Here is a 24,955-nt window from a genome sequence, read left to right as displayed (position 1 = left end):
ACGTCGTTGCGAAAAGGATAGTTGCACGGTATCGAACGAATCAGGGATGATAGGCGTTGTCGCTCGCCGTTAACTCCTAATTTCAGTAGGCCGAATCCGAATGCAGCATGTAAGCCGCCGAATCTTTCGTTGGGTCATCCCGTGCTTCTGCTGGTTCTGGCTGCTGGTTTCTGCTCAAGCGGCGGAGTTCCTGGTGATCTCCGACATTCATTTCAACCCGATGGCTGGGGTAAGTCGGGAGCAGTTTCACACCTTGCAGCAGCTTCCTGCCGAGCGGTGGGGAGCGTACTTCGATTCGCTCAAGCAGCCGCCGGTTTCTTATGGGCAAGATAGCAACTACACGCTGATGACCTCGGCCCTCGATGCCGCCAAAGTGTGCCAGCCGCAGCCTGCCTTCGTGCTGTACCCTGGCGACTTCTTAGCCCACGACTGGCAAGCCCAGTACGATCGACTGGCCCCAGAGACGATTGCCGAGAACCCGCAGGCCTATCGCGATTTCACCAAGCAAGCATTGGCAGTTGTGGCCTGTGAATTTGGAAAACGTTTTCCCCAAACTCCGGTGCTGGCAACCCTGGGGAACGAAGATTCGTATTGCGGCGACTACTGGATTCAGCCTGGGGGGCCATTCCTGGCGTCGTTCGCGAAAGTTTGGCAACCGCTGTTGCGCGACACGGTCGAGGCAGAAACGTTCTCGCAATCGTTCGCGTCACTGGGGGCGTTTCGTGCCGAGCTGCCTGGCTTGCCAGCCGATCGGTTGTTGGTTTTGAACTCGGTGTTTTGGTCAGGCAGTTATTGCTGCGCGTATCATGCCCCGGGGAAGCAAAACTGTTGCGATTGCACAGCCCCCGGCCCCCAACCAGGAAGGGCCATGATGGCGTGGCTGAAAGAAGAACTAGCACAGGCCCGAGCCGAACAGAAGCGAGTTTGGCTGTTGATGCACGTTCCGCCAGGGCTCGATAGTTATGTGGAAGAGCAAGACAGCGGAAAAAGCAAAGCGGCTGAATTGTGGACGGCAGAGTTCACCACGCGTTACCTGGCGCTGATCGACGAGTACCGCGATGTCCTCCACGTTTCCTTTACTGGCCACACGCACATGGACGACTACCGCGTCGACCGCATCCAAGGCGAGCCAATCTTGCTGCACAAGATTGCCCCAGCAGTCAGTCCCATCTTTGGCAACAATCCGGCGTTTCAAGTTTTTCAAGTCGACGACCAAACAGCGGTCGTTACTAACTGGCAAGTGCATTACGGCGACCTGGCAGCAGCACAGCATGCCACGTTAAGTTGGCAGCAAGAATACGATGCCCGTGCGTCGTACGGCATCGAGCGAGTCACGGCGCCGTCGATTAATCGGCTGTTCACCAAAATGCGGCTGGCTCCGCAAAGCCGTGCCGCAGAAGCCTATCGGCAGTTCTACCAAGTTAGTAGCACACCGATCACCCAGAAAGACCTTCCGATCTTCTTGTGTACGGTCCTCAATTCGACATTCGATAAATTCAGCAAGTGCTTGCAGCTACACGGTTTGGCGAAACCCACCCACTTCGCCGAGCCCGCCGAGTTGCGGAGAAACGCTGGCGGCCTAGGGCCCCCCAAACGCTAATCACTCGTCCGCAACTAGCCCCTCCTAAGAAAAACGCCTGGCAGCGAGGCCAGGCGTTTTTGGTTGAGCGGTTACTGGAAGCGAAACGCTTATTTCTTCACGCGTTCCACGTAGGAACCATCACGAGTATCAACTCGGATGACGTCTCCCAGGTTCACGAAAGCGGGGACTTGGATTTCGGCACCCGTTTCAATGGTGGCGGGCTTGGTCACGTTGGTGGCCGTGTTGCCCTTGGCACCTGGTTCGCAGTAGGTGACTTCCATTTCGACTTGGATCGGCGGGGTCATGTCCAGCGGGTTACCGTTAAACAACGTCATCATGCACTTCATGCCGTCCTTCAGGAACTTCCACCCGTCCCCCACGGCATCGGCGTCTAGCTCGTACTGCTCGAAGGTGGTGTTGTCCATGAAGACCCACGTTTCCCCTTGCTTGTACAAGAACTGCACGTCGGTTTCTTCCACGTCGGCCGATTCCAACTGTTCGCCACCGCGGTAGGTCCGATCCAACGTGGTACCTCGGATCAAGTTCTTCAACCGACACTTGTACAAGGCGTTTCCCTTGCCCGGCTTCACAAAGTTGCACTCGGACATGATGTAGGGTTCGCCGTCGATCTGGACTTTCAAACCTTTACGAAAATCGCTGGTACTGTATTGCACTGGGGGACTCGCTGAAAAAAGATATCCGTCGTCTATCCAAAGCCCTGAAGACCCCTGTTGGGTCTGGGCAATGTTGTAAAATGGAAAGATGAACATTGTAACTACCGAAACGCAATCTGCGAGTGGCAATTGTATCGCGCGCGAGGTCCCGTCGCCTAGCGAGGGTTGGCGTAGCTCGATGAAGGCCGCCTTTCGCAGCTTAGATGCTTTGTGCCGCTATCTCGAACTGCCGGTCGAGGCCGTCGCGAGCGGCTTGCCGGCGACCAAGGACTTTCCCCTTTTCGTCCCCCGCGAGTTCGCCGCGAAGATGCAGCCGGGCGATGCTAGCGACCCACTGCTGCGGCAAGTGCTGCCTTCCGAGCAAGAAACTATTGCCACAGAAGGATTTACAACAAATCCTGTCGGCGATCATGAAGCGACCCTAACGCCAGGGTTGCTACAAAAGTATCACGGTCGGGCTTTGATGATAACGACCGGGGCATGTGCAGTTCATTGCCGATATTGCTTTCGGCGGCACTTTCCTTATGGAGAAAGTCCTAAGGGCTTAGAGGCCTGGGAACCCGCTTTGGCGGCGATTGCCGAGGACGCCTCGATCCAGGAAATCTTGCTTTCCGGCGGCGATCCGTTGACGTTGAGCGATCCGATTTTACGGCAACTTTCTCACAAAATCGCCCAAGCCAGCCACGTTCAGCGGCTAAGAATCCATACTCGCTTGCCGATTATGATCCCCAGCCGGGTGAACGACGACCTGTTGGCCTGGCTTACCGAAACCAGGTTACGGCCAATAATGGTGGTTCATGCGAACCATCCGCACGAACTGGGGGACGATGTCGCTGCCGCCCTGGGACGCCTGGCCGAGGCTGGCGTTCCGCTAATGAATCAAACGGTGTTGCTGCGTGGTGTGAACGACGACGCGGCAACTTTGATCGAACTTTCCGAACGCCTGTTCGCTTGTCGGGTGATGCCGTATTACCTGCATCAGCTCGACCGCGTTGCCGGCGCGGCCCATTTCCAGGTCGAGCGGGCCCAAGGTTTGCAGATTGTCGCAACCATGCGAAGCTCGCTGCCTGGCTACCTGGTCCCACGTTACGTGGAAGAAATTGCTGGCGACACAAGCAAACGGATCATCGCTTAGTAGGCTGTTCCCCCTTCGCAAGAAAAAGCCAAGGCGACCGAGTCAGCTCGATCGCCTTGGCTATCTGTAAACGAGGCTGGCCCGCTGCTTACTTCGCTGGGGCTGGCTCTTTGAGAAGCTCTTGAATCTTCTCGTCGAGCTTCTTGGCGACCGATTCGCTCATCCCGGCACTCACCTTTTGCACCTTGCCGTCACGACCGACGAGCACCATGTGCGGAATCGCCGAGACTGCATAGTACTGGTAGAACTCGTCCGAATCTTCCAAAACTGCCGTGGGATAGTTCAGTTCGTACCTTTTGGTCAGCTTGGTCAGAGCCGTTTGCTCTTCTTTGGCGTTCACTTTGCCATCTTCGGTTTGCCCCGGTTGATCGGCACCTTCTGGCCAGTTGAAGCCGTAGTACTGGGTAATGCCAATGACTTGGAAACCTTCGTCACCGTATTTCTTTTCCAGTTCCACCAAGTGAGGGAAGCTGGCGATACAAGGTCCGCACCAGATGGCCCAGAAGTCGAACAGAACGACTTTGCCTTTCAGCTCTTCCGTGGTCAGAGGCTTGCCGTTCACCCAGGCATCGGCCTTGATGGGCAGCATCGGCTTACCGACGACCGCTTCGTAAGACTTCAGACGTTCGACGTTGCTTTCCATCGATCGCAAGATTAGCTCGGCTCGCTTCAGAGCAAGCTTGGCTTCCGAGTCGGTCGCCTTTTCGCTAGTCGTGGCGATGAACTTACCTTCGGTCTTGAGCGTTGTTTCAATCTTGTTGACGTCGTCGTCCATGCTCTGCGACAGCCCGGTCATCAGCTTCAATGTGTAACGCTTGATTCGATCGATATCGTCGGGTGCTTTCGCGACATCGGCTTTCAGTTCTTCCAGAGAATGACGCTGCAGCTTAATGCGTTCGGAAAACAAATCGAGCGCTTCACGAATTTGACCGACAATGTTCTCGGCATCTTGGTTGCCTTTGATCTTCAGTTCGTCCAGCGCCTTCCGCATCGCTTCGACTTGGACTTTGGCTTGGTCTGGCGCTTCTTCAATCACGGCGTCGATCGCTTGCAGGTTCTTCCGCGCGAAATCAACCAGCTTGTTCAAGTCGGAATTATCGGCTTGGAACGACTTTAAATCGTCGGCGCCAACAAGCGCTGATGTTGCCTTCGCTGGGGCCTGTTGGGCAGGCTGAGCAGCAGCGGCTGGCTTCTTGGCGTCGTCCTCGCTCCGCACTTCAGCGGCACAGCCAAGGGTAACAAGCAACATAAGGGTCGCTATGGAAACACGTGTCATGGTGAGGGTGTCCTTTGCTAGAGCATTGTCCGCGACTCATCAAAGTGGAAAGCGGACGTTCGGAGGGATCGCATTGGTGGGAGATACGGAACATGGAAATAGTGCCTTCCCGTTCCTGGTATGTCCGATTTGTTTCTCAATTATTGGAGAAACAAGTGCTCCGGCCAGTTGGATTTAGCGAGAAAAGAGGAAAAACGATCCGCTACGGTGCGTTACCACACAATTGCTATGCAAATTATTGCCCTATTCTGCGGAGTCTTTGAGGGCCTCATCGATCACCGCTTGCAGATTCATTTCCCCAGAGGCGACACTGTCCATGATTGAATCAACACGGGTATCCACGTCATATTCTTGCACGCGAGCAATAATGCGACCGATCTCATCTTCCGAGAAATTCTGGCTGTGCAGATAGTCGGCAAGTTCACGATACGGATCTGGTTCAGACATAGGTTTTCCTAGCTAAGAACGCACGAGCGGCGATTCGGATTAGATAAGCTGCGAGTCAGGGAAAATCTCGATTTCACGTTCGCCCCGTGGTAAGTTAGAGCGACGATACCTCCCCCTCTCGATCCCTTCATCTTACCTCACAACTTCTTATGATCGAAATTTCTCTCACTCCGATTCGTAGGTACTGGCTTGCCAGTTTGGTCCTGTTACTACTTCCGGTGGCCGGTTATGCCGAAGATTCCGTCTGGAAGCCGGTTCCGCTAGGAGATGCCGCTTCGTGGCCAGCTTGGCGAGGCCCGCTAGGGGATGGAGTCAGCCAAGCCAAAAACCTCCCCACGCACTGGAGCAGTAGCGAGAATTTGGCCTGGAAAACGTCGCTCAATGGGTGGGGAGATTCCACTCCGGCCGTTGTCGGTGACCACATATTCTTAACGCTGCAGAACGAAGCCAACGAACTACGGCTTTTGCGTTTGGATGCCAACACTGGGCAAATAGAGCGGAACATCTTGGTCGATACAGCCGAGACACCTCGGGAAGCCCCGCAACGTAGTTCTCAGAAGTTCCACAACTTGCACAACATGGCCAGTCCTTCGCCGGTAGTCAGTGGCGATTACGTAGTGGTCCATTTCGGCAACGGCTTACTGGCAACCTACACGCTGGAGGGAGAAGAAGTCTGGCGACACAATCTGCAGTCGGAATATGGTGAATACTCGATCTGGTGGGGGCATGCCAACAGCCCGGTGATTTTCAAGGGGATGGTGATTTCCGTCTGCATGCAAGACTCTTTGGCAGACTTGCGACAGGAACCGATCGAAAGCTACGTGGTAGCGCACGACTTGAAAACAGGCAAAGTGCGCTGGTTCACACCCCGCATGCCAGATGGTTCTGCCGAAGAACTTGACGCCTACACCACCCCGCTGTTGGTCCAGAAAGATGGCCAGACGCAAATCGTAATTATGGGGGGCAATGCCTTGGATGCTTACGATCCGTACACCGGAAAGCAGCTTTGGCATTTACCTAACCTGGTCGGCGGACGCACGGTCACCGGCCCGGTGCTAGGGGACGGGAACATCTTCACCACGCGGGGCATGCGTAAGCCACTTTTGGCGGTCAAGCTGGCCGACTTCCGAGGAGAAGTCCCAGCAGAAGCAATCGAATGGACGGTCGAAAAGACAACGCCCGATACTCCTTCGCCGGTGTTCGCCAACGGGATGCTGTTCACCGTTACCGACGATGGTATCGCCAATTGCTACGACGCCAAAACTGGCCAGCAGCATTGGCGAGAACGCCTCGGAGGTAACTTCAAGGCCTCGCCGGTGGTGGCCGACGGTAAGATCTACTTCTTGAACCTCGACGGCAAGTGTACCGTCGTAGCGGTGAAGCCCAAGTACGAAGAAATCGCCGTGAACGAAATCAACGACACGACAATCGCTTCGCCTGCGATTGCCAATGGCAAGCTATTCATTCGCGGTAAGAATGCGTTGTACTGTATTGGAAAGTAAGCGAGCCAGCCTTGAACTTCGGTCTCATGCTCTCGTCTGCGTGAGCCTGAGACACAGAGAAAGAGCATGCCGACGAAGACGACGGTATGGCACCTTAGATCATTGCAGCTTTTTTCCGCTGCTACGTTACTGACCGTCTGAGGTGGGTGGTTTTTCGTCGACTCGTTTGATTTGGATTTGAATCGTTCCTTGGTTATCGCCAAGTTCAGCCGGGCTTTCGTTGACTTTCAGGAATAACGTGACAGGAGCGGTGGGATAAAGCTTCGTCCCGTAACCGACCGGGTACGTTTTGGCCAACGGAGTCAGTGAGGTACCATCCCACTGCTCGTGCCGGAGAGAACCTAACAGCACGCCTAGTGGTTGTCCCTTCCAATAGTGAATGGTCACACCGTTCGGTTCGCTCATCCATGGCTGGCCATCGTTACGAATCTGGTATTGGCCGATCGCTTTCACTTCGTAAACCACATTGGGCTCCAAGGCGATACCGGTCGATTGCCAGCCCCGATCAGTCGCAATTTCGGCGGTAGCTGTCTCGCCAATCATGGGCACTGGCTCTTTATAGACGACTTCGTTTCGCGCCCAGTCGTAGCCGTAGTCGGCGTTCACCGTAAACAACTGCCAGCTTTCCGAAAGCTTGGGCATTACAGCTCCGAGACGATCGAACAAACGCTCGCTGAACCCGCCGGTGAGCTTCACCTGGCTAACCATGTTGCGAAATTCTTCCTTCGACAAGCTGTGATTATCGAGGAACGCACACACTCCCCAGCACCATGCATAGGGTCGATTTTCTAGAAAAGCTTGCTGCGGAGTGGCCATCACGCTGACCAGCGAAAGCGTTTTGCCTTCTTTGACTTCATCTTGAATGATCTTGATGCGTCCCCACATGGGTGTGGCTTCCTTCGAAGGAGGCATCACCCGTGTGATAAGCTGGCCGTTTTCCCATTGGTGCGTGCCGAAGTGTTCAGCCATCCCTTCCATGTACCACGGCGGCCCTGCTCCACCAAGCAAGATGTACATGAACGCATGGGTTCCTTCGTGCAGCAGTAAATGACGGCGATAGTAGTCGCTTGGCTGATCCAACAGCCAGACCGAGTCACCTTGATAGTAGCCATGTAAGAACTCTGGTAGCGAATCAGGAAAGAGCCCGGCCTCGCGGAATTTCTCTTTGTTCGTCATCAGCACCGCTTTGATCTTCCAATCGGCGTTTTCCACCGGATCGACTCGAAAATACTCGCACCACTGGGGAAATGCCGCGTCGAACACCTGGGGGAGCTCGTCGATTTCTGGCGACGGCTCCAGGTCGGTGTAGAGCTGCACGTGCTTTCCTTCGATGACCCGAATTCCCGCCGCTTCTAGCTTGGATGGATCGGCGGTGAACTTCACTTCCGGCTCAATCCGCCCGACCTTCAGGCGTTCTTTGAGCCGATCGGAATTGAGGAAATTACCACCAAAGAAATCGCCTGAGGCGCGTTTCGGGGCCGCAGGGTCACCCGCCGTTGCCGAGCGAATGGCCTGCTTCGGTTTATTGGGCTGGGGCTGTGTGGTCGCTTTTTGCTGCCCCGAGGTTTCAGCCGCCGGCGGCGCATCTGATTCCGGCTTGCCACAGCCAGGCAGCATGAGGGCAACGCAGAAAAGCAAAACAATCGTTCGGTTCATGGGCCGCCTCTGCCCGAAGAGAAGACAAATGGTCGATTTGGTGTTATTTTAGACGAAAATCCAATTCGCGTCTTTGTTGATGTAATGTTGCACCATGCGGGAAACCTCGCAGTCTAAAAAAGTTGGTCTGCCCAAAGCTCATGGAGCTTGCGCGCTGGTCTGTTTTGCCGGAGCGATGGCGACTTGTTTCGATTGGCCATCGCCGGCCCCACAACATGGCTCGGTCTTTGTACCGGCTGTGCTCATTTGGGGCGTGGCCGCGTTGTATCAATTCTTGCTCGCTGCAGGCCATCTACGCACCTCAATCCTCGACCATCAGCACCTTTTTGGCAGCGGACCTTACGAATCCAAGTCGGACTTCGGCTGGATGGTGGCCAATGTACTTGTGCTGATCGTGGTGGCGATGTTTTATGCCCGCCAAGCGGAATCGATTCCGTTGCTGGCCGGACAGGCGACTACGCTGGTCAGCTTGTTGGTCACCAGCCTCATCTCGCTGGCTGTGTGGGGCGTTCGCTGGAAGGCCCTGGCCCTTGGCTCGCGTCATTCCCTCTAAACACAAAGGAAAGCTGCTTGTGCCCCGCCCTACTCCGCTGCTCGCGTACGTATTGCTATTTACCGCGTTGATCGCCAGCGGCTGCCGGCCTGCCGCGACGAGCGAGGTTGTCGTCTACACGGCGCTCGACCAAGAGTTCTCAGAAGAGCACTTCGAGCAGTATCAGCAGGAAACCGGCGCTACGGTCGTTCCCAAGTTTGATACGGAAGCCAACAAGACCGTCGGCTTGACCGAAACACTATTCGCCGAAAAAGATCGGCCCCGCTGCGATGTCTTCTGGAATAACGAAATCCTCAACACGCTGCGTCTGCAAAAGGCAGGCATGCTGGAAAGCTACAAACCCTTGCATTACGACGAGTATCCCGCCGAATTCGTCGATCCAGACGGCCAATGGGTTGGCTTTGCCGCTCGAGCCCGAATTTTACTGGTCAACACCGAGAAATTGGGAAAACGCATAGCGCCCACTTCCCTATTCGACTTAACCGACGAAAGCTGGCAAGGAGAAGGTGGCTACGCGAAGCCCTTGTTCGGGACCACGGCCACGCATGCGGCCGTTCTGTTTGCAGAGTTGGGGCCCGAGAAAGCGAAAGAGTTCTTCCATCAATTACAAGGCAACGCCCAGATGTTTCCTGGCAACAAGCAAGTCGCCCAGGCCGTCAGCAGCGGGCAAATCACCTTTGGTCTAACCGATACGGACGACGCGATGGTAGAAATCGAACAAGGCCGCCCGGTGAAGATTGTTTATCCAGACCAAGGTGCAGACCAACTCGGCACGCTGTTCATTCCCAACACGCTGGCGATCATCAAGGGAGGCCCCAACCCAGATGCCGCGAAGAAGCTGGTCGATTATTTGTTATCGGCCAACGTCGAGACAGCGTTAGCCGAAGGTCCTAGTGCCCAGATCCCGCTGAATAAGAATCTCGACATCCCCCTGCGAGTGAAAACGCCGCAGGAAATTAAGGCGATGCAGGTCGATTGGAGCCAAGCACTCGACCAATGGAACCCCGCAGCCGAATTTCTGCGGGAAACGATTCTTACGAATTAAAGTGCCCGGCGATGACGACGACGGGGCGTCTTCTTCGGAGGATCTTCTTTGGGCTCTTCCCCTTCCGGTGGATCGGTATCGCGTGCATGCGGCGGGCCCGTTTCAACGGCTGTCTTCAAATACGGATCGAAACCTTCGATTTCGTCGCGAATGAGCAGCTTGTCGATCCGCATCTCGATCCGTGTCAGCTGACCACCTTCTTCCGGTGTTACAAAGGTGTAAGCCACTCCTTCTTTGCCCATCCGGCCGGTACGCCCCACGCGGTGAACGTAATCGTCGGAGAACTCTGGCACGTCGTAGTTGATAATCAACGTGACGTCTGAGATATCGATGCCGCGTCCAACCACGTCGGTAGCGATCAGAATGCGGTATTTGTTCGCTTTGAAGTCGGAGATCGTCCGGTTACGCGCCCCTTGGTGCAAGTCACCGTGGATGCAGCGGACCAGTTGGGTCTTCTTCTGCAGCCTCTGGAACAGCTTCTCGGTTCCGCGTTTGGTGCGGCAGAAGACGATACACTTGCTCGGCTGTTCGCGGCGGAGCAAACGGACCAGCAGTTCCATCTTCTTGGGTCCATCGACGGTGAAGTAACGCTGCTCGATCGTATCGGCCGAGATATTGGTAGGCGAGAAGTCGACTTTAACCGGGTCGCGCATGTAACGGTTGGCCAGTCGTTCGATTGGCGGAGGAACCGTCGCGCTAAGCAGCATCGTCTGTCGATCTTCAGGGCAGCGACGCAGGATCTTTTCGATGTCAGGTCGAAAACCAATATCAAGCATCCGGTCCGCTTCGTCCAACACCACCGTCGAGAGGTGGTCGAGATTGAGCGAACGTCGTGTCATGTGGTCGATCACACGCCCTGGTGTCCCCACAATGATATGCGGGTTGCGTTTTAGCTTATCCATCTGGCCACGAATCGGCTTGCCGCCGTAAAGGGCCACACACTGGATCGACATCCCTTTCGAGAGCTTTACGATCTCGTCGCGTACCTGAACGGCCAGTTCCCGGGTAGGTACCAGGATCAGCGCATGGGGGCCTTTCCCTTCGGGCAACGTTTCGATGATGGGAATACTAAAAGCGGCTGTTTTGCCAGTTCCGGTCCGAGCTTGGCCCAGAACATCCTTCCCGTCCAAGGCAAGCGGGATAACACCTTCTTGGATGGGCGAAGGAACCTCGTAGCGGGCATCGGCCAGCGCGGCGAGCATTTTCTCAGAGAGATGGAGATCAGAAAATCGTAGTTGGGGAGTGTCTTCAGGGGTCGACAAGGTTCTGTGCCGTTTCTGGAAAGAGCCCTCCAAAGGGCTACTCAAGTGGTTATCAATCTATTTGTATGTACTAGAAAATACTTCACAAACGGCAATAGGACAATCGATCAACCCCCTCGTTAGCCTTGGTAATGTCCAACAAACCCCAGAAGCGCAAACAAATAGGCCGAACCACTAGCCCGTTTGACGAAACGGGACAGAGGTTCGGCCTTTCTCGTCGTTATCAGCAGGCCGCCCAGGGGGGGACTCTGTTTTAAGAAAAACCCAATCAACCGGCCAGTTGCCGGCAGATGACCTTAGGAAGCTGGAGTTGCCGGAGCGGCAGCAGCAGCCTTCTTTTTGGTGGTCTTCTTCTTTACGGTTTTCTTAGCGGCTTTCTTTGGCGAAGCCTTCTTGGTTGCGGCTTTCTTGGTCGCAGCCTTCTTCACTGTCTTTTTGGCGGCCTTCTTAGGCGAAGCCTTCTTGGTTGCAGCCTTCTTGACCGTTTTCTTAGCAGCCTTTTTAGGCGAAGCTTTCTTCGCGGTTGCTTTCTTAGCGGTCTTCTTCGGTGCAGCTTTCTTCTTGGTTGCCATCGTTCCGTGGGCTCCTCAAGATTCGATGCCCGAATTCTTATAGAGAGAACTTTTGGGGCATCACAAAAGATCTCTCGAATCTGCTTAGGCAGTATGCCGAGCCCTCAGCTTACGCGAGGGTTGAACATCCATTTCCATCCGTCCGAATGCATGGCAGATTCGATTGGGTGGAAGGCATCGCTTGGTGGCGAACATCAATCGCCTACCTTCACCCATTTCGACTCGGCATCCTCGCGGGACTTTCAAGCCGGTGTTTTTCACTTCGTGAATGGTGATTGTTGTTCTTCAAAAAACAGGAGAACAACCAATCACGACGAATGAAAAACTACTTCACGCAAATTGAATCAACTTTGCCTTTCTTTCGTCAAGGTGAATTATCGTTCCTTAAATCGAATTTGTTCAGAAAAAGTTCTTCAGGTGAGAAAGACTTCTTCGAAAAACCTTTCGCGATGTTGCGTCCGAGTCGGTTCCGCGCGTGCTTCACGCATTGCGGCAAGGATGGTGGTCGCGACAATTCGTTCGGGACTTTAGACTGTAGTTGGACGAAGTCGTCAGCAATGCTCCCAAGTGCGAAAGTGAATCCATGTCGGACCGTTTGAATGTTGTTTTGAGTGCCTGGTTGGAAGGAGATTCTCCCCTGCAAACACTGGCCGCTCATCCCGAAGCGCTGCAATGGATTCTCAGCGCGGATGAGCTCGAAATTGCCGGTATTTTAAGGTTTTTAGAATCGATTCCACCTTCTATCAGCGATGCCCAACGGAAGTTTTTAGACCGCGTTTTGAATCTATTAGCGATCCGCCTGCGCGACTTCGACGAGTTGGACGAAAGCGACCTCGAGCGTGTTGCCAACGCCTATCGGAAATGGGGCGCGACGCACCGGTTGGGGCATCTGCTACTCGCGCTGCTGAGCGCCTTGGCGAGCGAATCGTCGCTGGAAATTTTCGCCGAGTTGGTCGTTGAACAACCACCTACTAATTCTGCTTCCGCCGCGATCGCTTTTGTTCCACTTTTGCGCCGACAAGAGTTTCCTACCGAGACACTTTTTCCAAAATTGTTGGAAGCACTCTCGCATCTTGCCGTCGCAGCGCTCGTGTTAGACCTAGCCAACTACGTCACACGCAACGGGATGGTCGACAAGCATCCGGCCTCTGATCGCGTCGACGCGTTGGGGGAACTCTTCAGCGGGTTGATCGCGCGGCTTTCTAAGTTCGAGGCCCAACCGCCAACCGATGTCAAAGAGTTCGCCGCCGCCAAGCTGCAAGTCACCGAAGCCACTTCCATTGCCCTGGCCATTTGCGAAGCGATGGCCCTGATAGGCAACGACAAGGCTGTCGGTAAAATCAAACCAGCCATGGACTTAGCTCATCGAAAGCTTCGTCTGGAAGCTGCCATCGCGTTGGCTCTGTTGGGCAACGAAGAAGGGAAACAGCAGCTTATCGAGCTGGCCGCCGAGCCCGTTTGTCGCCCACGAGTCCTCTCGGTTGCCGAAGATTTAGAGATGCTCGACAAGATCGCATCCGAGTATCAAACCGAGGAAGCGAAGGTCATCGGGGAACTGGCCGCCTGGCTCTCACTCGATAGCCAATTTGGTTTGCCACCTCACGAAATCGAACGCGTCGACCAACGCACGCTGGGTTGGCCTGGTTTCGAGGAACCGGTCGAGTGCCATTTGATTCGTTACGCCTATCACATGCCTGGCGGAACGTTTCAAAGTGTGGGGATCGTCGGACCAGCGATTCAAAGCTTTGCTGTCGATTTGACATCATTGCCGATTCAAGACATCTACGCTGCCTTCGCTGGTTGGCAAGCCGAACACGCCGAGGTGTTTGAATTGGAACCAGGCAAGTGGCAACCCAATCAAGCACAATTGGCCGAGAGCCTTCGTCAGCGCATCGCCAGCGAAGGCTACGAATCCCCCCAAGTAGCCATGCTGGGCTTTTTCTTTGGTGATGTTCGCTTAATTGCGGCGACCCGCCGTGAAGGGCAAGCCGGTACAGCCGTGGCCGATGCCAGGAACACCACCTTCTATCCTGCAGGCGAAAGCCGCCATCCTATCGGCCCACGCGAAGCTTATTTCATCCATACCGGCCAAGAATATTTACAGGCCTTTAACAAAGACCGCCCCGAATGGGCCTCACTGGGAGCCCGCTTGGAAGATGCTGGCGAGTTGGACAACGCCCAGGAAGAAAGCTAGTTCCGTAGCAACCAGCGAGTTACTAGCGATTTGAGGAAGAGATTTGCCACAGAGAAACACCGATATCACGGATCGCATGCTGATCCGTACCTATCGGTGCTGGTCCGTTGGTTAAAATCTCTTCCCTCGCTGTTCTCTGTAGCTATCTAATCCGCATCAAGGAGCGGACTAGCTGAGCACCTTCTTGATGCCTTCGCACAAGCGATCGACGTTGGCTTCGCTGATGCCAGCGACATTGATGCGGCCTGATCCGACGATGTAGATGCTCATCTCGTTGCGGAGCTGATCGACCTGCATCTGATTCAAGCCAGAGAAGCTGAACATTCCCTTCTGTTGTTGAATGAAGGAGAAGTCTTGGTCGATCCCACAGGCCGAGATTTTGTCGACAAACAGCTTGCGAATGCCGTTAATGCGATCGCGCATGTCGCCCAGTTCCTCTTCCCACATCGCCTTCAGTTCGGCATCGCCGAGCACCGTTTCGACCACGGCAGCCCCATGCGTAGGAGGATTCGAATAGTTCGAGCGGATCACTTTCTTCAGTTGGCTCAGCACTGCCACCGATTCCGCTTCGTGCTCGGCCACGGCGGTCAAAGCACCCACACGTTCGTTATAGAGACCGAAATTCTTGCTGAAGCTGCTACAAATCAGCATCTCTTGCCCTGGTCGAGCAAGCTCGCGCAAGCCAGCAGCATCTTCCAAGAGCCCGTCGCCTAAGCCCTGGTAGGCGAAGTCCAACAGCGGTAGCAGTTCGTTCTCTTGGATCAGGTCGCCAATTACTTTCCACTGCTCCGGAGTTGGATCGATGCCGGTTGGATTATGGCAACACCCATGCAGCAGAATGATATCTCCCTTGGGGGCCTGCTTCAGGGCCTGCATCATGCCGGCAAAATCGAGGCCGTTGGTCGCTTTGTCGAAGTAAGGGTAAGTCTTTAGCGGAATTCCGGCGGCGGTGAAGATATTGGGATGATTCGGCCAGGTCGGCTGGCTATGCCACAACGTACGGCCAGGAAAACTATCGGCCAGGAAGTCGCCTGCCACGCGCAAAGCACCCGTTCCCCCAGGCGTTTGTACTGTAACCGCACGTTTGGCGGTCAGCACTTCATGATCGGCGCCGAATAGAAGTTCGCGGACCGATTTGGTGTAGCCAGCGCGTCCATCGATTGGCAGATAGCTTTTGGTACTCTCGGTTTCCAGCAACCGCTTTTCGGCTTGTTTCACGCACTTGAGAACCGGCGTCACTCCGTTCTCATCTTTGTAGACACCAACGCTCAGATTGATCTTTTCTGGATTAGGATCGTTGCGGAAAGCTTCGTTGAGCCCCAAGATCGAGTCCGGGGGTGCCGTTTGGACTTGCTGGAACATACTCTTCCCATGGGTAAGAGGACTACAGGGTGAAAAACAAGTTCATTCTAAAAGATCGCCAGCGGGTCTAATAGTTCGCCAGGGCGGTAGAAATGTCCCAACTTCGGAAAAATGCAGCGGATTCTTGCCTACCTCGCCCGTTTGTCGGGGTGAATTTTGCGCCCAAACTAATCATAATGGCAGGCTTCACCCTTCCCAGTGATGCCTACCTGGCTTGCTCCCCACCCAATTCACGGAGCCGTTTCGACTTTCCTAAGTCGTACGAGGACGTCTTAAGGTCGCCCGAAACCAGGATTTCAAGAGGCGTTTGCTGGGCTCGACCGTTTGCCTTTCGATTGGAAAGTACCGCACAGATGGCACGCCCGCGTACCGGAATCTGGCTGATCGGCGCCAAAGGTGGCGTCGCCACAACCACTATTATTGGATTGATTGCCCTGAAGAAGGGCCTCAGCGAAAACGTAGGCCTTGTCAGCGAACTCCCCCAATTCGCCGGTCTCGACCTGGTCCGGTGGGAAGATATCGTCATCGGCGGCCACGATATCCGCAGCACGAGCCTGGTCGAAGAAGCCTGGAAGCTGGTCTACGAAAGCCGCGCCATCGATGGCCGCATCGTGGAAAAGCTGCGAGACGATCTCGCCGCCCTTGATGCCAACATTCAAGACGGAACGCTTTACAACGTCGGCAAGACCATCGTCGACCTTTCCGATACGAAGCTCCGCACGGTTCAGGAAACACCTCGAACTGCCGTGGATCGCCTGAAAGGACACATTGCCGATTTCGCCAAGGCCAACGACTTACAGCGCGTCGTGGTCGTGAATGTCGCTTCGACCGAACCCCCAGTCGACGAAAAACAGTTCCCCCAAACCTGGAAAGAGCTAGAACCGCAGCTCAACGAAACCGGTTGCCCCCTGCCAGCTAGTTCGCTGTATGGCATCGCTTCGCTGGAACTTGGCTTCCCCTACATTAACTTTACTCCGTCGCTAGGGACTGCAATTCCGGCCCTGGATGACCTGGCCAAGCAGAACAATACCTGCCATATGGGGCACGACGGCAAGACGGGCGAAACGCTCCTCAAGAGCACGCTGGCCCCGATGTTCGCCCATCGCAATCTGAAGGTGATGAGTTGGGTTGGCCACAATATCTTCGGCAACATGGACGCCAAGGTGCTGGACGACCCTGAGAACAAAAAGACCAAGGCCGTCAGCAAAGATCGGCTCTTGGGCAAGATCTTCGGGTACACACCGCAGACCTTGGTCACGATCGAGAACATCGAAAGCATGGGGGACTGGAAAACGGCCTGGGATCATATCCACTTCCAAGGCTTCCTTGGCACGCCCATGGTGATGCAGTTCACCTGGCAAGGGTGCGACTCGCTGCTGGCCGCTCCGTTGGTGATCGACCTGGCCCGCTTTGCCGATCTGGCCAAACAAAAGGGAGAAACGGGCCTCCTGCAACAACTGGCCTGCTTCTTTAAGTCGCCCCTAGGAACCGAAGAAAATGACTTCGCCAAGCAATTCGCCATGCTAGAAGCCTGGACCGAATCGCTCAAGGCTTAGTAGCCAGAGAGAGCTGACAACGCCCAGCGTGAAGTGCGTTCAGGCGCTGTGCCGTGCCTCCTTCAGCATGGCCTTCCGATAGCTCCACAGGGGCGAACGCCCCGTTGGGGCTCAGAACTTAGTATCTCTCAACAGGTTTTGGTTATTCGTGTCTATCAGTTCTGGTCCGTGGTGAATCACGCACGTCTTCCCGCTTATTCGTAAATCGGGAAGAACGTATTGAACGCGGCCTCGCAGAAGTCGCCGGGGTCGTTGAAGCGGCGACCGCTGTTCAGGGCCGAGAGTTGGGCCATTTGCTCGGCAGTGAGTTCAAAGTCGAAGATCGCGGCGTTTTGTTCGAGGTGAGCTTGGCTGCTCGCTTTCGGAATCACGATCGTCCCGCGTTGCACGGCCCAGCGTAATAAAACCTGGGCTGGCGACTTGTCACAGGCGGCGGCGATGGTGCTGACTACGTCGTGCTTCAGCAGCGACTCGGTCGGCTGCGCCATGCCCAGGGCATAGTACGATTCTGCCCCGAAGCTGGAGAACGCTGTGACTGCGATCTGCTCTGCCGCGCAGTACCGCAGCAGTTTCTCTTGCGTCAGCAGCGGATGAAGTTCGACTTGCAGCACGCTGGGGCGAATACGAGCGCAGGACAGCAAGTCGCGGATAAGCGACACACCAAAGTTGCAAACACCGATGTTCTTGGCCAACCCGGCATCGACCAGCTTCTCCATGGCCTCCCACGTTTCGCGAATGGGAATGGGTTCTGAAACCAGGCCAGGCTCCTTCGCACTAGGATCGTAGAACCATTCTGGCGGATAGCGATCTGCAAACGGCACGAACTTCAGCGCGATGGGGAAGTGAATCAAGTAGAGATCGACGTAATCGAGCCCCAGGTCGCTCAGCGTCTTTTCGCACGCTGGCTGAACGTGCTCGGCGGCGTGGTAGGTGTTCCATAGCTTCGAGGTAATCCACAGTTCGTCCCGCGCGGCGATCCCTTCCTCGACGATGCGTCTTAGTCCTTGGCCGACTTCCGCCTCGTTGCCGTAATCGCACGCACAGTCAAAGTGCCGGTAGCCTGCTTTGGCGGCGGTGACGATCACTTCGGCACACGTACGCTTGTCGATCTTCCAAGTCCCCAGCCCAAGCTGAGGCATCTTGGCTCCGGTATTGAGGGAGACGGCGGGTATCGAAGTCATGATCTGGGGTCCTGCGACTGATCGGGGTGAAAAGCTCGTGGTACCTATCGTAACGCAAGCCAGGCCGGCTGGGGGCATGAGGCCGATTTTCAGGCCAAGCCGATCAATCGTTGCCCTATCGCTTAATAAGAGTGAAGTCTTTGCCCCGATTTGCCAGGGGCGCTTGCATCATCCCCTTTTACGAGCCAGAATCGTAGTAACTCGCCCAAATCGCCAAAGCTACGGGATCGGCACGGCCATTCCCGCTTGGCTCCTTCCCATATTCACCCATCCACTGCGTCCGAAGACGTCGAGGTAGCCCGATGTTCGTACGAATTTTGCTTTCCGCCCTGATGGCCTTAATGACGATTGGCCTGCTGCAGCAACCCGCTGAGGCAATTCCTTTCTTCTGGGAAGTCTTCAACGAGAAATACGTTGCCCCAGCCCCAAAGGATGACGCCGGTAAGAAGTTTGTTGCGGCCGCTCAAGCTGCCAAGTGCAACGTCTGTCACATCGATGGCCAAAGCAAGAAAGAGCGAAACGCCTACGGCCAGGCGATGGACGAGCTACTCGACAAAGCCAACTTCGGCAAAGACCGTCTAGCGAAAGAGAAAGACGCCGCCAAGGCCGAAGTGATTGCCGTGCTCGACAAGATCGGGGGCATGAAGCTGAGCAAGGACGACGACAAGTCTCCCACCTTCGCCGCCAATATGGCCGCCGGAAATCTGCCAGCGGAAGCCCCCAAAGCGGAGGCACAGCCCGAGCCAAAACCGGAACCGAAGCCTGAGCCTAAACCAGAACCGGCCCCTGCAACGCAGCCAACAGTCGATCCTGCTCCGGCAGGCAGCGGCTTGGCCATGCTCGGGGCGGCCCTCGATCAGATTAAAGCTGAAAGCAAAGCAGCCATCAAAGCCGAAGCCAAGGCCGAACTCAAAACCGAGCTAAAGCCGGAAGTGAAGCAAGAGCTGAAAGAAGAACTGAAAGCGGAAGTCAAAGCCGAACTGATGGCCGAAATGCGGAAGAGCCTGGCCGACACCGTCAAGATTCAGTTCAAGCTGATCGCCGCTCAGGAAGCCAATCCGCTACCAACAGTCGACGACGCTTCCGAAGCAGAAGCAATCAAGCAGATCAATGCTCGGGGCGGCCGAGTGAACGTGCTGGCCCAGAACACCGACGAGAAGGTCGTTTCGTTCCATCTAAGCGATAAGCCAATCGACGACGAAGCGTTAGCCTTGGTGCGTGGGCTGCGCAACGTGGTCGAAATCAACGCTCGGGGTACCGATGTTACCGACGAGGCCGTCAAAGCGTTAGTTGGTCTGCCGAACCTGCAGCGGCTGAACCTCGCCAAGACCAAAGTCACGGACGACGCGCTGATTTACCTGGCCGCTCATCCGAACCTGGTTTACTTGAACCTATACGGCACCCCAGTGACCGACGACGGCATCGGCGTGCTGGCCAACCTGCCAAACCTGAAGCACCTTTACCTCTGGCAAACCGGCGCCACCCAAGACGGCGTCGCCAAGCTTCAAGCACAGAACCCTGGCCTGGAAGTGAACCTAGGGACCGAGTAAGCGGTTGCCACAGAGGGCATCGAAAGAAATCGATAAGGGCTCGCATTTTGCGAGCCCTTTTTTGTTCGGTGGATCCTTCCGTTTCGGTACGCACAGCGTACCCTACAAGATATTAGCTATTCTCATTGGTGAGATCTGTGGCTAATCTTCTTCCTCAGGATGAAGTCGGGCATAGGCTTCGTCGGCCCAAGGGGAATCAGGGTTAAGGGCCAGGCATTTTTCCCAGTGGGAGACTGCTTCGCGCTGGCGACCTAGTTCATCCAGCACGCGGGCCAGATGATAGTGGGCGTCGCAGTAGTCGTCGTACACGGCGATCGCCTCGCGCAGTGCCGAGACCGCTTCGACCAGTTGGCCCGTTTCCGCCAGCACGCAGCCAAGGTTCGCCCTGGCTTCGATCATCTCTGGCTCTTGCTCGATCACCACATAGTAACGTTCAATCGCTCCACCGAGGTGACCGGCTCGATACAGTAGTTCGGCCAGACGGAACGATCGATCAGCGGAGGGACCACCCACCGACAGCGCTGAACGGAGGCAACGAATCGCTTCGTCCAACTGCTCGTCGTCTTCGTAGTCGGCAGCCCGCGATTCCCATGCTTCCGGCGTCTCGGGCATTTCGTCGCTGGGGTCAACCACATTGAACGAGATCGCGAAGTCGTCGTCTCGGTCGAAGTCGAACCGCATTTGCCCGCCAGGTTCGAGTAGGCCTTCTCCTTGCCGCAGCAAGATCTCGCTTCCTTGGACAATTACCGAAAGCTGCGTCAGCGGTCGCTGCACATCGGGGTAGTATTCGGAAATGGCCGACAGTTGGCGTTCGATCTTTTCCGGCGACATGCCCGAGGCCAACATGCCCGCCAACTGCTTGGCCGAGGCGACCTCGTGATAGTCGAAATAAGGCAGGCTGCGGACTTGCCGGGCAGGCACAATGAGCCCGCGCCGATGCCAACGGCGAATGATCGATTTAGAAACGCCCAGCAAATCAGAAAGCATCGCCGGGGTATATAAGCGGTGCAGCTTCTGGTGGGGTTCGATCAAGCCAAGCCACTGCCAAAGGGTCGTTTCGCTGATGAATTGAAGTTCGCCAGCGGCGGCTTTTTCCTGTAGCTCTTCCGAGATACCTTGCTGCCCCAGATCGGTCAGATCGTTTTCGCCAAAAACGATCACGTCGACTCGCTGGTCGATCTTTTCGCTGGGATGCGCCTCGGCTTCGCGCAGGGCCGCGAAGACCTCGCGGCGCGTCATGCCGGCCAGTTTGCCGACAATGGCGATCCGTTTTCCCGACAGGTCGCCGGCTTCGTTTCGTGGGGCTGAATCCGTTGCCACTAGCCAATATCCCAGTTCGCGGGGCGCGGCGTTATTGGTCCCCTGGCGGGATAATAGCGGCCTGCGGACCCTGAAAAATACATCGTTTAGCCTACTGTAATGGCGCACTCGGGACTAGTCCCGAAGCGCGAGGGAACCTTGCCGGACGGTGTCAGATCGATTAGGTATGAAGAACCATGCATGCGTACCCTAACTTAGAGAATAACGTCATGATCCGCTTCGGACTGCTTGTTTTGGCCATGCTGGCACTGCCTGCTAGTGTCCAAGGACAGAACAACTACAACGTGCTTTTTATCGCCGTGGATGACCTCCGCCCGGAAATGGGCTGTTTTGGGCGTTCCCCCACGGTTAGCCCCAACTTGGACCAGTTGGCCCAGCAATCGTGTGTCTTTCGACAACACTTTGTGCAAGTACCTACGTGTGGGGCTTCGCGGTATGCCCTGCTGACCGGACGTAGCCCGAAGCATTCGCAGGCGCTGAGCAACACCGCTCTTTATTCCGGCAAAACGGCACTTTCGCCCGAGCAGTTGCCGGCGGCTCAAACCATGCCCGAACTCTTTCGGCGTAGTGGGTATCACACTACGCTGATTGGTAAAGTCTCGCACACTGCCGACGGCAAGGTATATGCCTACAACGGCCAGGGGGATGGTCGTGATGAAGTCCCCCATGCCTGGGACGAACTGGCCACTCCTTATGGCCCCTGGAAACGAGGTTGGGGCATTTTCTTTGCTTATGCCAACGGCGAGCATCGCGAAGATGGCCAAGGTCATTCCGACCTGATGCAGTTCACCGCCGAAGAAGATACCGATCTGCCTGACGGTATGATGGCCGAAACGGCGATCGAGAAGCTGAAAAGCTATCAACAAAGTGGCGAACGGTTCTTTATGGGTTTGGGTTTCTTCAAGCCGCATCTTCCCTTTGTCGCCACCAAGCAAGACTGGGAAGCGGTCGATGCCATGGACATCGAACCAGCCCCGCACGGCACCAAGCCAGAAACCGCCTATTGGCACAAGTCGAATGAGTTTTACAAATATCAAGCGGACTTCCCCAAGACGAATCCCCTCGCTGAGCAAGACCAAATCCAAGCCCGCAAAGCTTATTTGGCGTGTGTTCGCTACACCGATCGGCAAATCGGCAAGGTCATGACCGCTCTTCAAGAGACCGGCCTCGATCAATCGACGATCGTAGTGGTATGGGGAGATCATGGTTGGCATCTGGGAGAAAGTGCGATCTGGGGGAAACACACATCTTTGGAACGAGCTTTGAAAAGCCCTTTGTTCATCAAAGTGCCTGGCGTGACCGACCAAGGCCAACAAACCGAAGCCTTGGCCGAGACGCTCGATATTTATCCAACGCTGATCGACCTATGCCAGCCGAAGTTTCGCGAGACCACCTTTCCGCTAGACGGCGTCAGTCAGGCCGCCGTCATCCGGGGGGAAAAGGAAGCCGTTCGCGACACCGCAATCAGTTACTGGCAAGGGGGCCAGGTAAGCATACGCTCTGCCGATTACCGCCTAATTGCCCGAGCGAAAAAGGGGGAAATGGAAAACGTGGAACTCTACGACGTTCGCCGAACCCCCGATCCCACAGACAATCTGGCTGAAGAAAAGCCGGAAGTCGTTCAAAAACTCCTTGAAGCCGCACAGGATGCGAAATAGCCATGAAGCTACCGATCGACTTGCATTTTCTCCGCCATCCGTTTGAGCGTCGTACGCCCCCCGGCGCGGCCCCTGGTACGGCGACCCAGCCCGAGGAAGAAACGACTAGCCATATCACCTTGGCGGCATTTGGCCCAGAGGATTATGTAGAAGCCGAAATCGACGATCCGGACGAAGTGCAGCAATATCTGGGCAACTATGACGTGACTTGGATTCATGTGCATGGCCTAGGCGATGCCTCGAAACTGCGTCAATTGGCGACGATGTTCGATCTGCATCCTTTGGTTTACGAAGACATTCTGCACACTCACCAGCGCGCCAAAGCCGAAGAGTATGGCGAATATTCGTTTCTGGTGGTGCGTATGGTCGAAATGGTTCCCCGGCTCGATACGCGACAACTTTGCTTGGTGGTGGGGCCAAACTACGTTCTCACCATCGAAGAAGCTGGCCTCGACGATCTACTCGATCCAATCCGAGTACGTCTCCGCAAGTCGGTCGGACGGATTCGCCAGATGGGGCCCGATTATCTTTCCTACGCGCTGATGGACTCGGTTATTGATCATTACTTTCCGGTCGTAGAAACGTTTGGCGACCGGCTCGACGAAATCGACGACCCTCTGGCCGCCGGTTATACCAACGATTTGATTCCAGAGATTCAGCGAATCAGTAGCGACCTTCTCACGATTCGTCGCAACTTGCTCCCTCATAAGGAAGCCATTCGCAACCTGATGAGTTCAACCTTTACTCGTTATACCGACAACACCGCCGTCTTCTTGCGGGACGCGGACGATCATATTTCGCAACTGCTCGACGCGATCGATACCTACCGGCAAATTTGCTCCGACCTACGCGACTTCCACTTCGCGCTGACCAGCCAGCGAGCCAACGAGGTCACCAAGACGCTCACGATCATCGCTACGGTGTTCATCCCGCTGAGCTTCATCGCTGGGGTCTATGGGATGAATTTCAACAACATGCCGTGGCAAGATTGGAAATATGGCTACTTGTATTGCTGGGGACTGATGGTGGCGGTGGGGCTTGCCTTCATGGGCTGGTTCTACGCTCGGGGGTGGTTCAAAGGATGACCTCTGTCTAGCGAAAAACCCGAGAGGCTTGGTTCGTTTTCAGATCGTCAACGTTGGAAGAATGTGACCAGCTGGCAAACGAAACTTTTTCGCCGCTTGGCTGACACCTACTTACCGGCCAAGAGAAGGGTTTTCTACGTGGTAATACCAGGGCTTCTCGTGCTTAAGAGGCTAATAATCCCAACTTTGTCGCCAGAAATCGCAGGAAACATACCTCACCTCTGTCGAGGGGGATGAAAACCAATTAATCTGGACGAGTCCTCGTCAGCCGCTCTTGAGTTGCGTTAGACTTGAGAAAGCTTGTCAGATGACAACATGGCTGGAAAGGTTGATCCCTTTAGCTCATCTCGATTCGGCAGCGTCGTAAAAATCAGGCCGATCCCTGAACAAGGTAGAAAAGCTCCTCGATGGCAGCTCCGTGGAACACCGAGGCAATCGACTCGCAGTTTAAGGTCGTGACGCCAGAGAATATCGCGTTCAACTACCAAGTCGCCGGACCGTTCCGGCGTCTGGTGGCGTTCATGTTGGATCTGTTCATTCGCGGGGCGATCATTCTGGCCGCGTTCATTTTGCTAAATATGCTGGGCATAGGCAGTGCGATTGCCAACGCCGGGCTGGATGATCTGCTGCAAGCGGCCGGAACCATTGCGATCTTCTTCTTCACTTGGTTCTACATGGCTGCGTTCGAGTATTGGTGGAACGGCACCACGCCTGGCAAGTGGCTATTGAACCTGCGCGTAACCACCGACGACGGCGAGCCGATCAACGCATTCCAATCGGGCGTACGAAATCTGTTTCGGTATGTCGATATGTGGCCTCTGGTTCCGCTGCCGTTTGCTTGGATGCGCGAAGAGTTTTACGACGGCCCGATCGTACTGACGTTTCTGTTTGCCCTGCTGGTCCCTATTTTCAATCGACGCTTTCAACGCATCGGTGACTTAATCGCCGGCACGATGGTTGTCATCGAAGACCGCTCGTGGCTGATGAAAATAGCCAAGATCGAAGACGACCGGGCTCGGCAGCTAGCCGATTACATTCCTCCGAACTTTGTTGCCCCGCGCAGTATGATTAAAGCCGTGGCAACTTATGTCGAGCGGCGACGCTATTTCACCACCGCGCGGCGGCGAGAAATTGCCCGGCACTTGGCCGAACCGCTGCTGGAAAAATTTGGTCTGCCTAGTGATACCAGCTACGATTTACTCCTCTGCGCGCTCTATTATCGCACGTTCCTCTCAAGGCAATCTGCCGATGGAACGAGCGACGATAACGAACTGCTACAGAATCCGGCTCAGGCCACAACCTACGGAAAAGCTCACACGCCGGTCTCGGTCGGGACGAAGTAAAG

20 protein-coding genes are annotated in these 24,955 nt (G+C 55.3%); 11 read left to right on the top strand and 9 right to left on the bottom strand.

From position 1 onward, the window contains the following. Nucleotides 1-100: 100 nt before the first annotated feature. Nucleotides 101-1,600, top strand: a complete 1,500-nt coding sequence (locus DTL42_RS08295) for a metallophosphoesterase (protein ID WP_114368247.1) — start codon at nt 101-103, stop codon at nt 1,598-1,600. 89 nt (nt 1,601-1,689) lie between these two features. Here DTL42_RS08295 and efp read toward each other — a convergent pair whose 3' ends face one another. Next, on the bottom strand, nt 1,690-2,256 hold the full coding sequence (efp, locus tag DTL42_RS08290; RefSeq protein WP_234824126.1) for an elongation factor P: 567 nt from the start codon (nt 2,254-2,256) through the stop codon (nt 1,690-1,692). A gap of 88 nt (nt 2,257-2,344) precedes the next feature. Here efp and epmB point away from each other — a divergent pair, with 88 nt between their 5' ends. Further along, nucleotides 2,345-3,391, top strand: coding sequence for an EF-P beta-lysylation protein EpmB (epmB, locus tag DTL42_RS08285; RefSeq protein ID WP_114368246.1), 1,047 nt, complete (start codon nt 2,345-2,347; stop codon nt 3,389-3,391). A gap of 88 nt (nt 3,392-3,479) precedes the next feature. On the opposite strand, the gene DTL42_RS08280 is transcribed toward epmB, so the two are convergent. Both DTL42_RS08280 and DTL42_RS08275 read right to left on the bottom strand, forming a co-directional pair. Beyond that, nucleotides 3,480-4,667 (bottom strand): TlpA family protein disulfide reductase, encoded by a 1,188-nt coding sequence (locus DTL42_RS08280; RefSeq protein WP_114368245.1) that lies wholly within the window; start codon nt 4,665-4,667, stop codon nt 3,480-3,482. A 243-nt stretch (nt 4,668-4,910) separates the two neighbouring features. Beyond that, on the bottom strand, nt 4,911-5,114 hold the full coding sequence (locus DTL42_RS08275; RefSeq protein ID WP_114368244.1) for a hypothetical protein: 204 nt from the start codon (nt 5,112-5,114) through the stop codon (nt 4,911-4,913). A gap of 149 nt (nt 5,115-5,263) precedes the next feature. On the opposite strand from DTL42_RS08275, the gene DTL42_RS08270 reads away from it, so the two are divergent. Next, nucleotides 5,264-6,616 (top strand): PQQ-binding-like beta-propeller repeat protein, encoded by a 1,353-nt coding sequence (locus DTL42_RS08270; RefSeq protein ID WP_114368243.1) that lies wholly within the window; start codon nt 5,264-5,266, stop codon nt 6,614-6,616. A 126-nt stretch (nt 6,617-6,742) separates the two neighbouring features. Here the strand turns inward: DTL42_RS08270 and DTL42_RS08265 are convergent, their stop codons facing one another. Further along, nucleotides 6,743-8,272, bottom strand: coding sequence for a hypothetical protein (locus DTL42_RS08265; RefSeq protein WP_114368242.1), 1,530 nt, complete (start codon nt 8,270-8,272; stop codon nt 6,743-6,745). Nucleotides 8,273-8,366: 94 nt separating this feature from the next. Here DTL42_RS08265 and DTL42_RS26715 point away from each other — a divergent pair, with 94 nt between their 5' ends. Both DTL42_RS26715 and DTL42_RS08260 read left to right on the top strand, forming a co-directional pair. Then, entirely contained in the window at nt 8,367-8,825 is a 459-nt protein-coding gene (locus DTL42_RS26715; RefSeq protein ID WP_234824125.1) for a hypothetical protein, read from the top strand. A gap of 19 nt (nt 8,826-8,844) precedes the next feature. After that, nucleotides 8,845-9,870 (top strand): extracellular solute-binding protein, encoded by a 1,026-nt coding sequence (locus DTL42_RS08260; protein WP_234824124.1) that lies wholly within the window; start codon nt 8,845-8,847, stop codon nt 9,868-9,870. Here DTL42_RS08260 and DTL42_RS08255 read toward each other — a convergent pair. Together DTL42_RS08255 and DTL42_RS08250 are read right to left on the bottom strand one after the other, a co-directional pair. Further along, nucleotides 9,867-11,132, bottom strand: a complete 1,266-nt coding sequence (locus DTL42_RS08255) for a DEAD/DEAH box helicase (RefSeq protein ID WP_234824123.1) — start codon at nt 11,130-11,132, stop codon at nt 9,867-9,869. The genes DTL42_RS08260 and DTL42_RS08255 overlap by 4 nt on opposite strands. A gap of 296 nt (nt 11,133-11,428) precedes the next feature. After that, nucleotides 11,429-11,704 (bottom strand): histone-like protein 2, encoded by a 276-nt coding sequence (locus DTL42_RS08250; protein ID WP_114368239.1) that lies wholly within the window; start codon nt 11,702-11,704, stop codon nt 11,429-11,431. Between the two features lie 583 nt (nt 11,705-12,287). Between DTL42_RS08250 and DTL42_RS08245 the strand changes: the two genes are divergently transcribed. After that, on the top strand, nt 12,288-13,898 hold the full coding sequence (locus DTL42_RS08245) for a hypothetical protein (RefSeq protein WP_114368238.1): 1,611 nt from the start codon (nt 12,288-12,290) through the stop codon (nt 13,896-13,898). A gap of 168 nt (nt 13,899-14,066) precedes the next feature. On the opposite strand, the gene DTL42_RS08240 is transcribed toward DTL42_RS08245, so the two are convergent. Beyond that, the gene (locus DTL42_RS08240) at nt 14,067-15,260 is read right to left on the bottom strand and encodes an aromatic amino acid transaminase (RefSeq protein ID WP_114368237.1); all 1,194 of its coding nucleotides are present in this window, start codon (nt 15,258-15,260) and stop codon (nt 14,067-14,069) included. Nucleotides 15,261-15,613: 353 nt separating this feature from the next. Here DTL42_RS08240 and DTL42_RS08235 point away from each other — a divergent pair, with 353 nt between their 5' ends. Continuing rightward, complete coding sequence (locus DTL42_RS08235; protein ID WP_114368236.1) at nt 15,614-16,816, top strand: inositol-3-phosphate synthase; 1,203 nt, start codon at nt 15,614-15,616, stop codon at nt 16,814-16,816. Nucleotides 16,817-17,010: 194 nt separating this feature from the next. Here the strand turns inward: DTL42_RS08235 and DTL42_RS08230 are convergent, their stop codons facing one another. Beyond that, on the bottom strand, nt 17,011-17,997 hold the full coding sequence (locus tag DTL42_RS08230) for an aldo/keto reductase (protein WP_199590090.1): 987 nt from the start codon (nt 17,995-17,997) through the stop codon (nt 17,011-17,013). A 302-nt stretch (nt 17,998-18,299) separates the two neighbouring features. Here DTL42_RS08230 and DTL42_RS08225 point away from each other — a divergent pair, with 302 nt between their 5' ends. Next, on the top strand, nt 18,300-19,547 hold the full coding sequence (locus tag DTL42_RS08225) for a hypothetical protein (RefSeq protein WP_114368235.1): 1,248 nt from the start codon (nt 18,300-18,302) through the stop codon (nt 19,545-19,547). A 141-nt stretch (nt 19,548-19,688) separates the two neighbouring features. On the opposite strand, the gene DTL42_RS08220 is transcribed toward DTL42_RS08225, so the two are convergent. Then, a complete protein-coding gene (locus DTL42_RS08220; RefSeq protein WP_114368234.1) occupies nt 19,689-20,867 on the bottom strand; it encodes a tetratricopeptide repeat protein in 1,179 nt (392 codons plus the stop codon). 209 nt (nt 20,868-21,076) lie between these two features. On the opposite strand from DTL42_RS08220, the gene DTL42_RS08215 reads away from it, so the two are divergent. The 3 genes from DTL42_RS08215 to DTL42_RS08205 all read left to right on the top strand — a co-directional run bounded on the left by DTL42_RS08215 (nt 21,077) and on the right by DTL42_RS08205 (nt 24,953). Beyond that, nucleotides 21,077-22,525 (top strand): sulfatase, encoded by a 1,449-nt coding sequence (locus DTL42_RS08215; RefSeq protein ID WP_199590088.1) that lies wholly within the window; start codon nt 21,077-21,079, stop codon nt 22,523-22,525. Between the two features lie 2 nt (nt 22,526-22,527). Further along, entirely contained in the window at nt 22,528-23,610 is a 1,083-nt protein-coding gene (gene corA, locus DTL42_RS08210; RefSeq protein WP_114368232.1) for a magnesium/cobalt transporter CorA, read from the top strand. Nucleotides 23,611-24,017: 407 nt separating this feature from the next. Then, nucleotides 24,018-24,953: an RDD family protein gene (locus DTL42_RS08205; RefSeq protein ID WP_114368231.1), complete on the top strand. Its 936-nt coding sequence runs from the start codon at nt 24,018-24,020 to the stop codon at nt 24,951-24,953. The last annotated feature ends 2 nt before the right edge of the window (nt 24,954-24,955 follow it).

The organism is Bremerella cremea (assembly GCF_003335505.1).
Lineage (GTDB): Bacteria > Planctomycetota > Planctomycetia > Pirellulales > Pirellulaceae > Bremerella > Bremerella cremea_A.
This window is presented reverse-complemented; position numbering and strand designations above follow the sequence as displayed.

What these genes read in the sequence shown, in the direction of transcription:
- DTL42_RS08245 (WP_114368238.1), top strand. Translation starts at nt 12,288, where the DNA reads ATGTCGGACCGTTTGAATGTTGTTTTGAGTGCCTGGTTGGAAGGAGAT.
- DTL42_RS08225 (WP_114368235.1), top strand. Translation starts at nt 18,300, where the DNA reads ATGTTCGTACGAATTTTGCTTTCCGCCCTGATGGCCTTAATGACGATT.
- DTL42_RS08265 (WP_114368242.1), bottom strand. Translation starts at nt 8,272, where the DNA reads ATGAACCGAACGATTGTTTTGCTTTTCTGCGTTGCCCTCATGCTGCCT.
- DTL42_RS08280 (WP_114368245.1), bottom strand. Translation starts at nt 4,667, where the DNA reads ATGACACGTGTTTCCATAGCGACCCTTATGTTGCTTGTTACCCTTGGC.
- DTL42_RS08230 (WP_199590090.1), bottom strand. Translation starts at nt 17,997, where the DNA reads ATGACTTCGATACCCGCCGTCTCCCTCAATACCGGAGCCAAGATGCCT.
- DTL42_RS26715 (WP_234824125.1), top strand. Translation starts at nt 8,367, where the DNA reads ATGCGGGAAACCTCGCAGTCTAAAAAAGTTGGTCTGCCCAAAGCTCAT.
- DTL42_RS08270 (WP_114368243.1), top strand. Translation starts at nt 5,264, where the DNA reads ATGATCGAAATTTCTCTCACTCCGATTCGTAGGTACTGGCTTGCCAGT.
- DTL42_RS08215 (WP_199590088.1), top strand. Translation starts at nt 21,077, where the DNA reads ATGATCCGCTTCGGACTGCTTGTTTTGGCCATGCTGGCACTGCCTGCT.
- DTL42_RS08205 (WP_114368231.1), top strand. Translation starts at nt 24,018, where the DNA reads ATGGCAGCTCCGTGGAACACCGAGGCAATCGACTCGCAGTTTAAGGTC.
- corA (WP_114368232.1), top strand. Translation starts at nt 22,528, where the DNA reads ATGAAGCTACCGATCGACTTGCATTTTCTCCGCCATCCGTTTGAGCGT.
- DTL42_RS08295 (WP_114368247.1), top strand. Translation starts at nt 101, where the DNA reads ATGCAGCATGTAAGCCGCCGAATCTTTCGTTGGGTCATCCCGTGCTTC.
- DTL42_RS08250 (WP_114368239.1), bottom strand. Translation starts at nt 11,704, where the DNA reads ATGGCAACCAAGAAGAAAGCTGCACCGAAGAAGACCGCTAAGAAAGCA.
- epmB (WP_114368246.1), top strand. Translation starts at nt 2,345, where the DNA reads ATGAACATTGTAACTACCGAAACGCAATCTGCGAGTGGCAATTGTATC.
- DTL42_RS08240 (WP_114368237.1), bottom strand. Translation starts at nt 15,260, where the DNA reads ATGTTCCAGCAAGTCCAAACGGCACCCCCGGACTCGATCTTGGGGCTC.
- DTL42_RS08235 (WP_114368236.1), top strand. Translation starts at nt 15,614, where the DNA reads ATGGCACGCCCGCGTACCGGAATCTGGCTGATCGGCGCCAAAGGTGGC.
- DTL42_RS08275 (WP_114368244.1), bottom strand. Translation starts at nt 5,114, where the DNA reads ATGTCTGAACCAGATCCGTATCGTGAACTTGCCGACTATCTGCACAGC.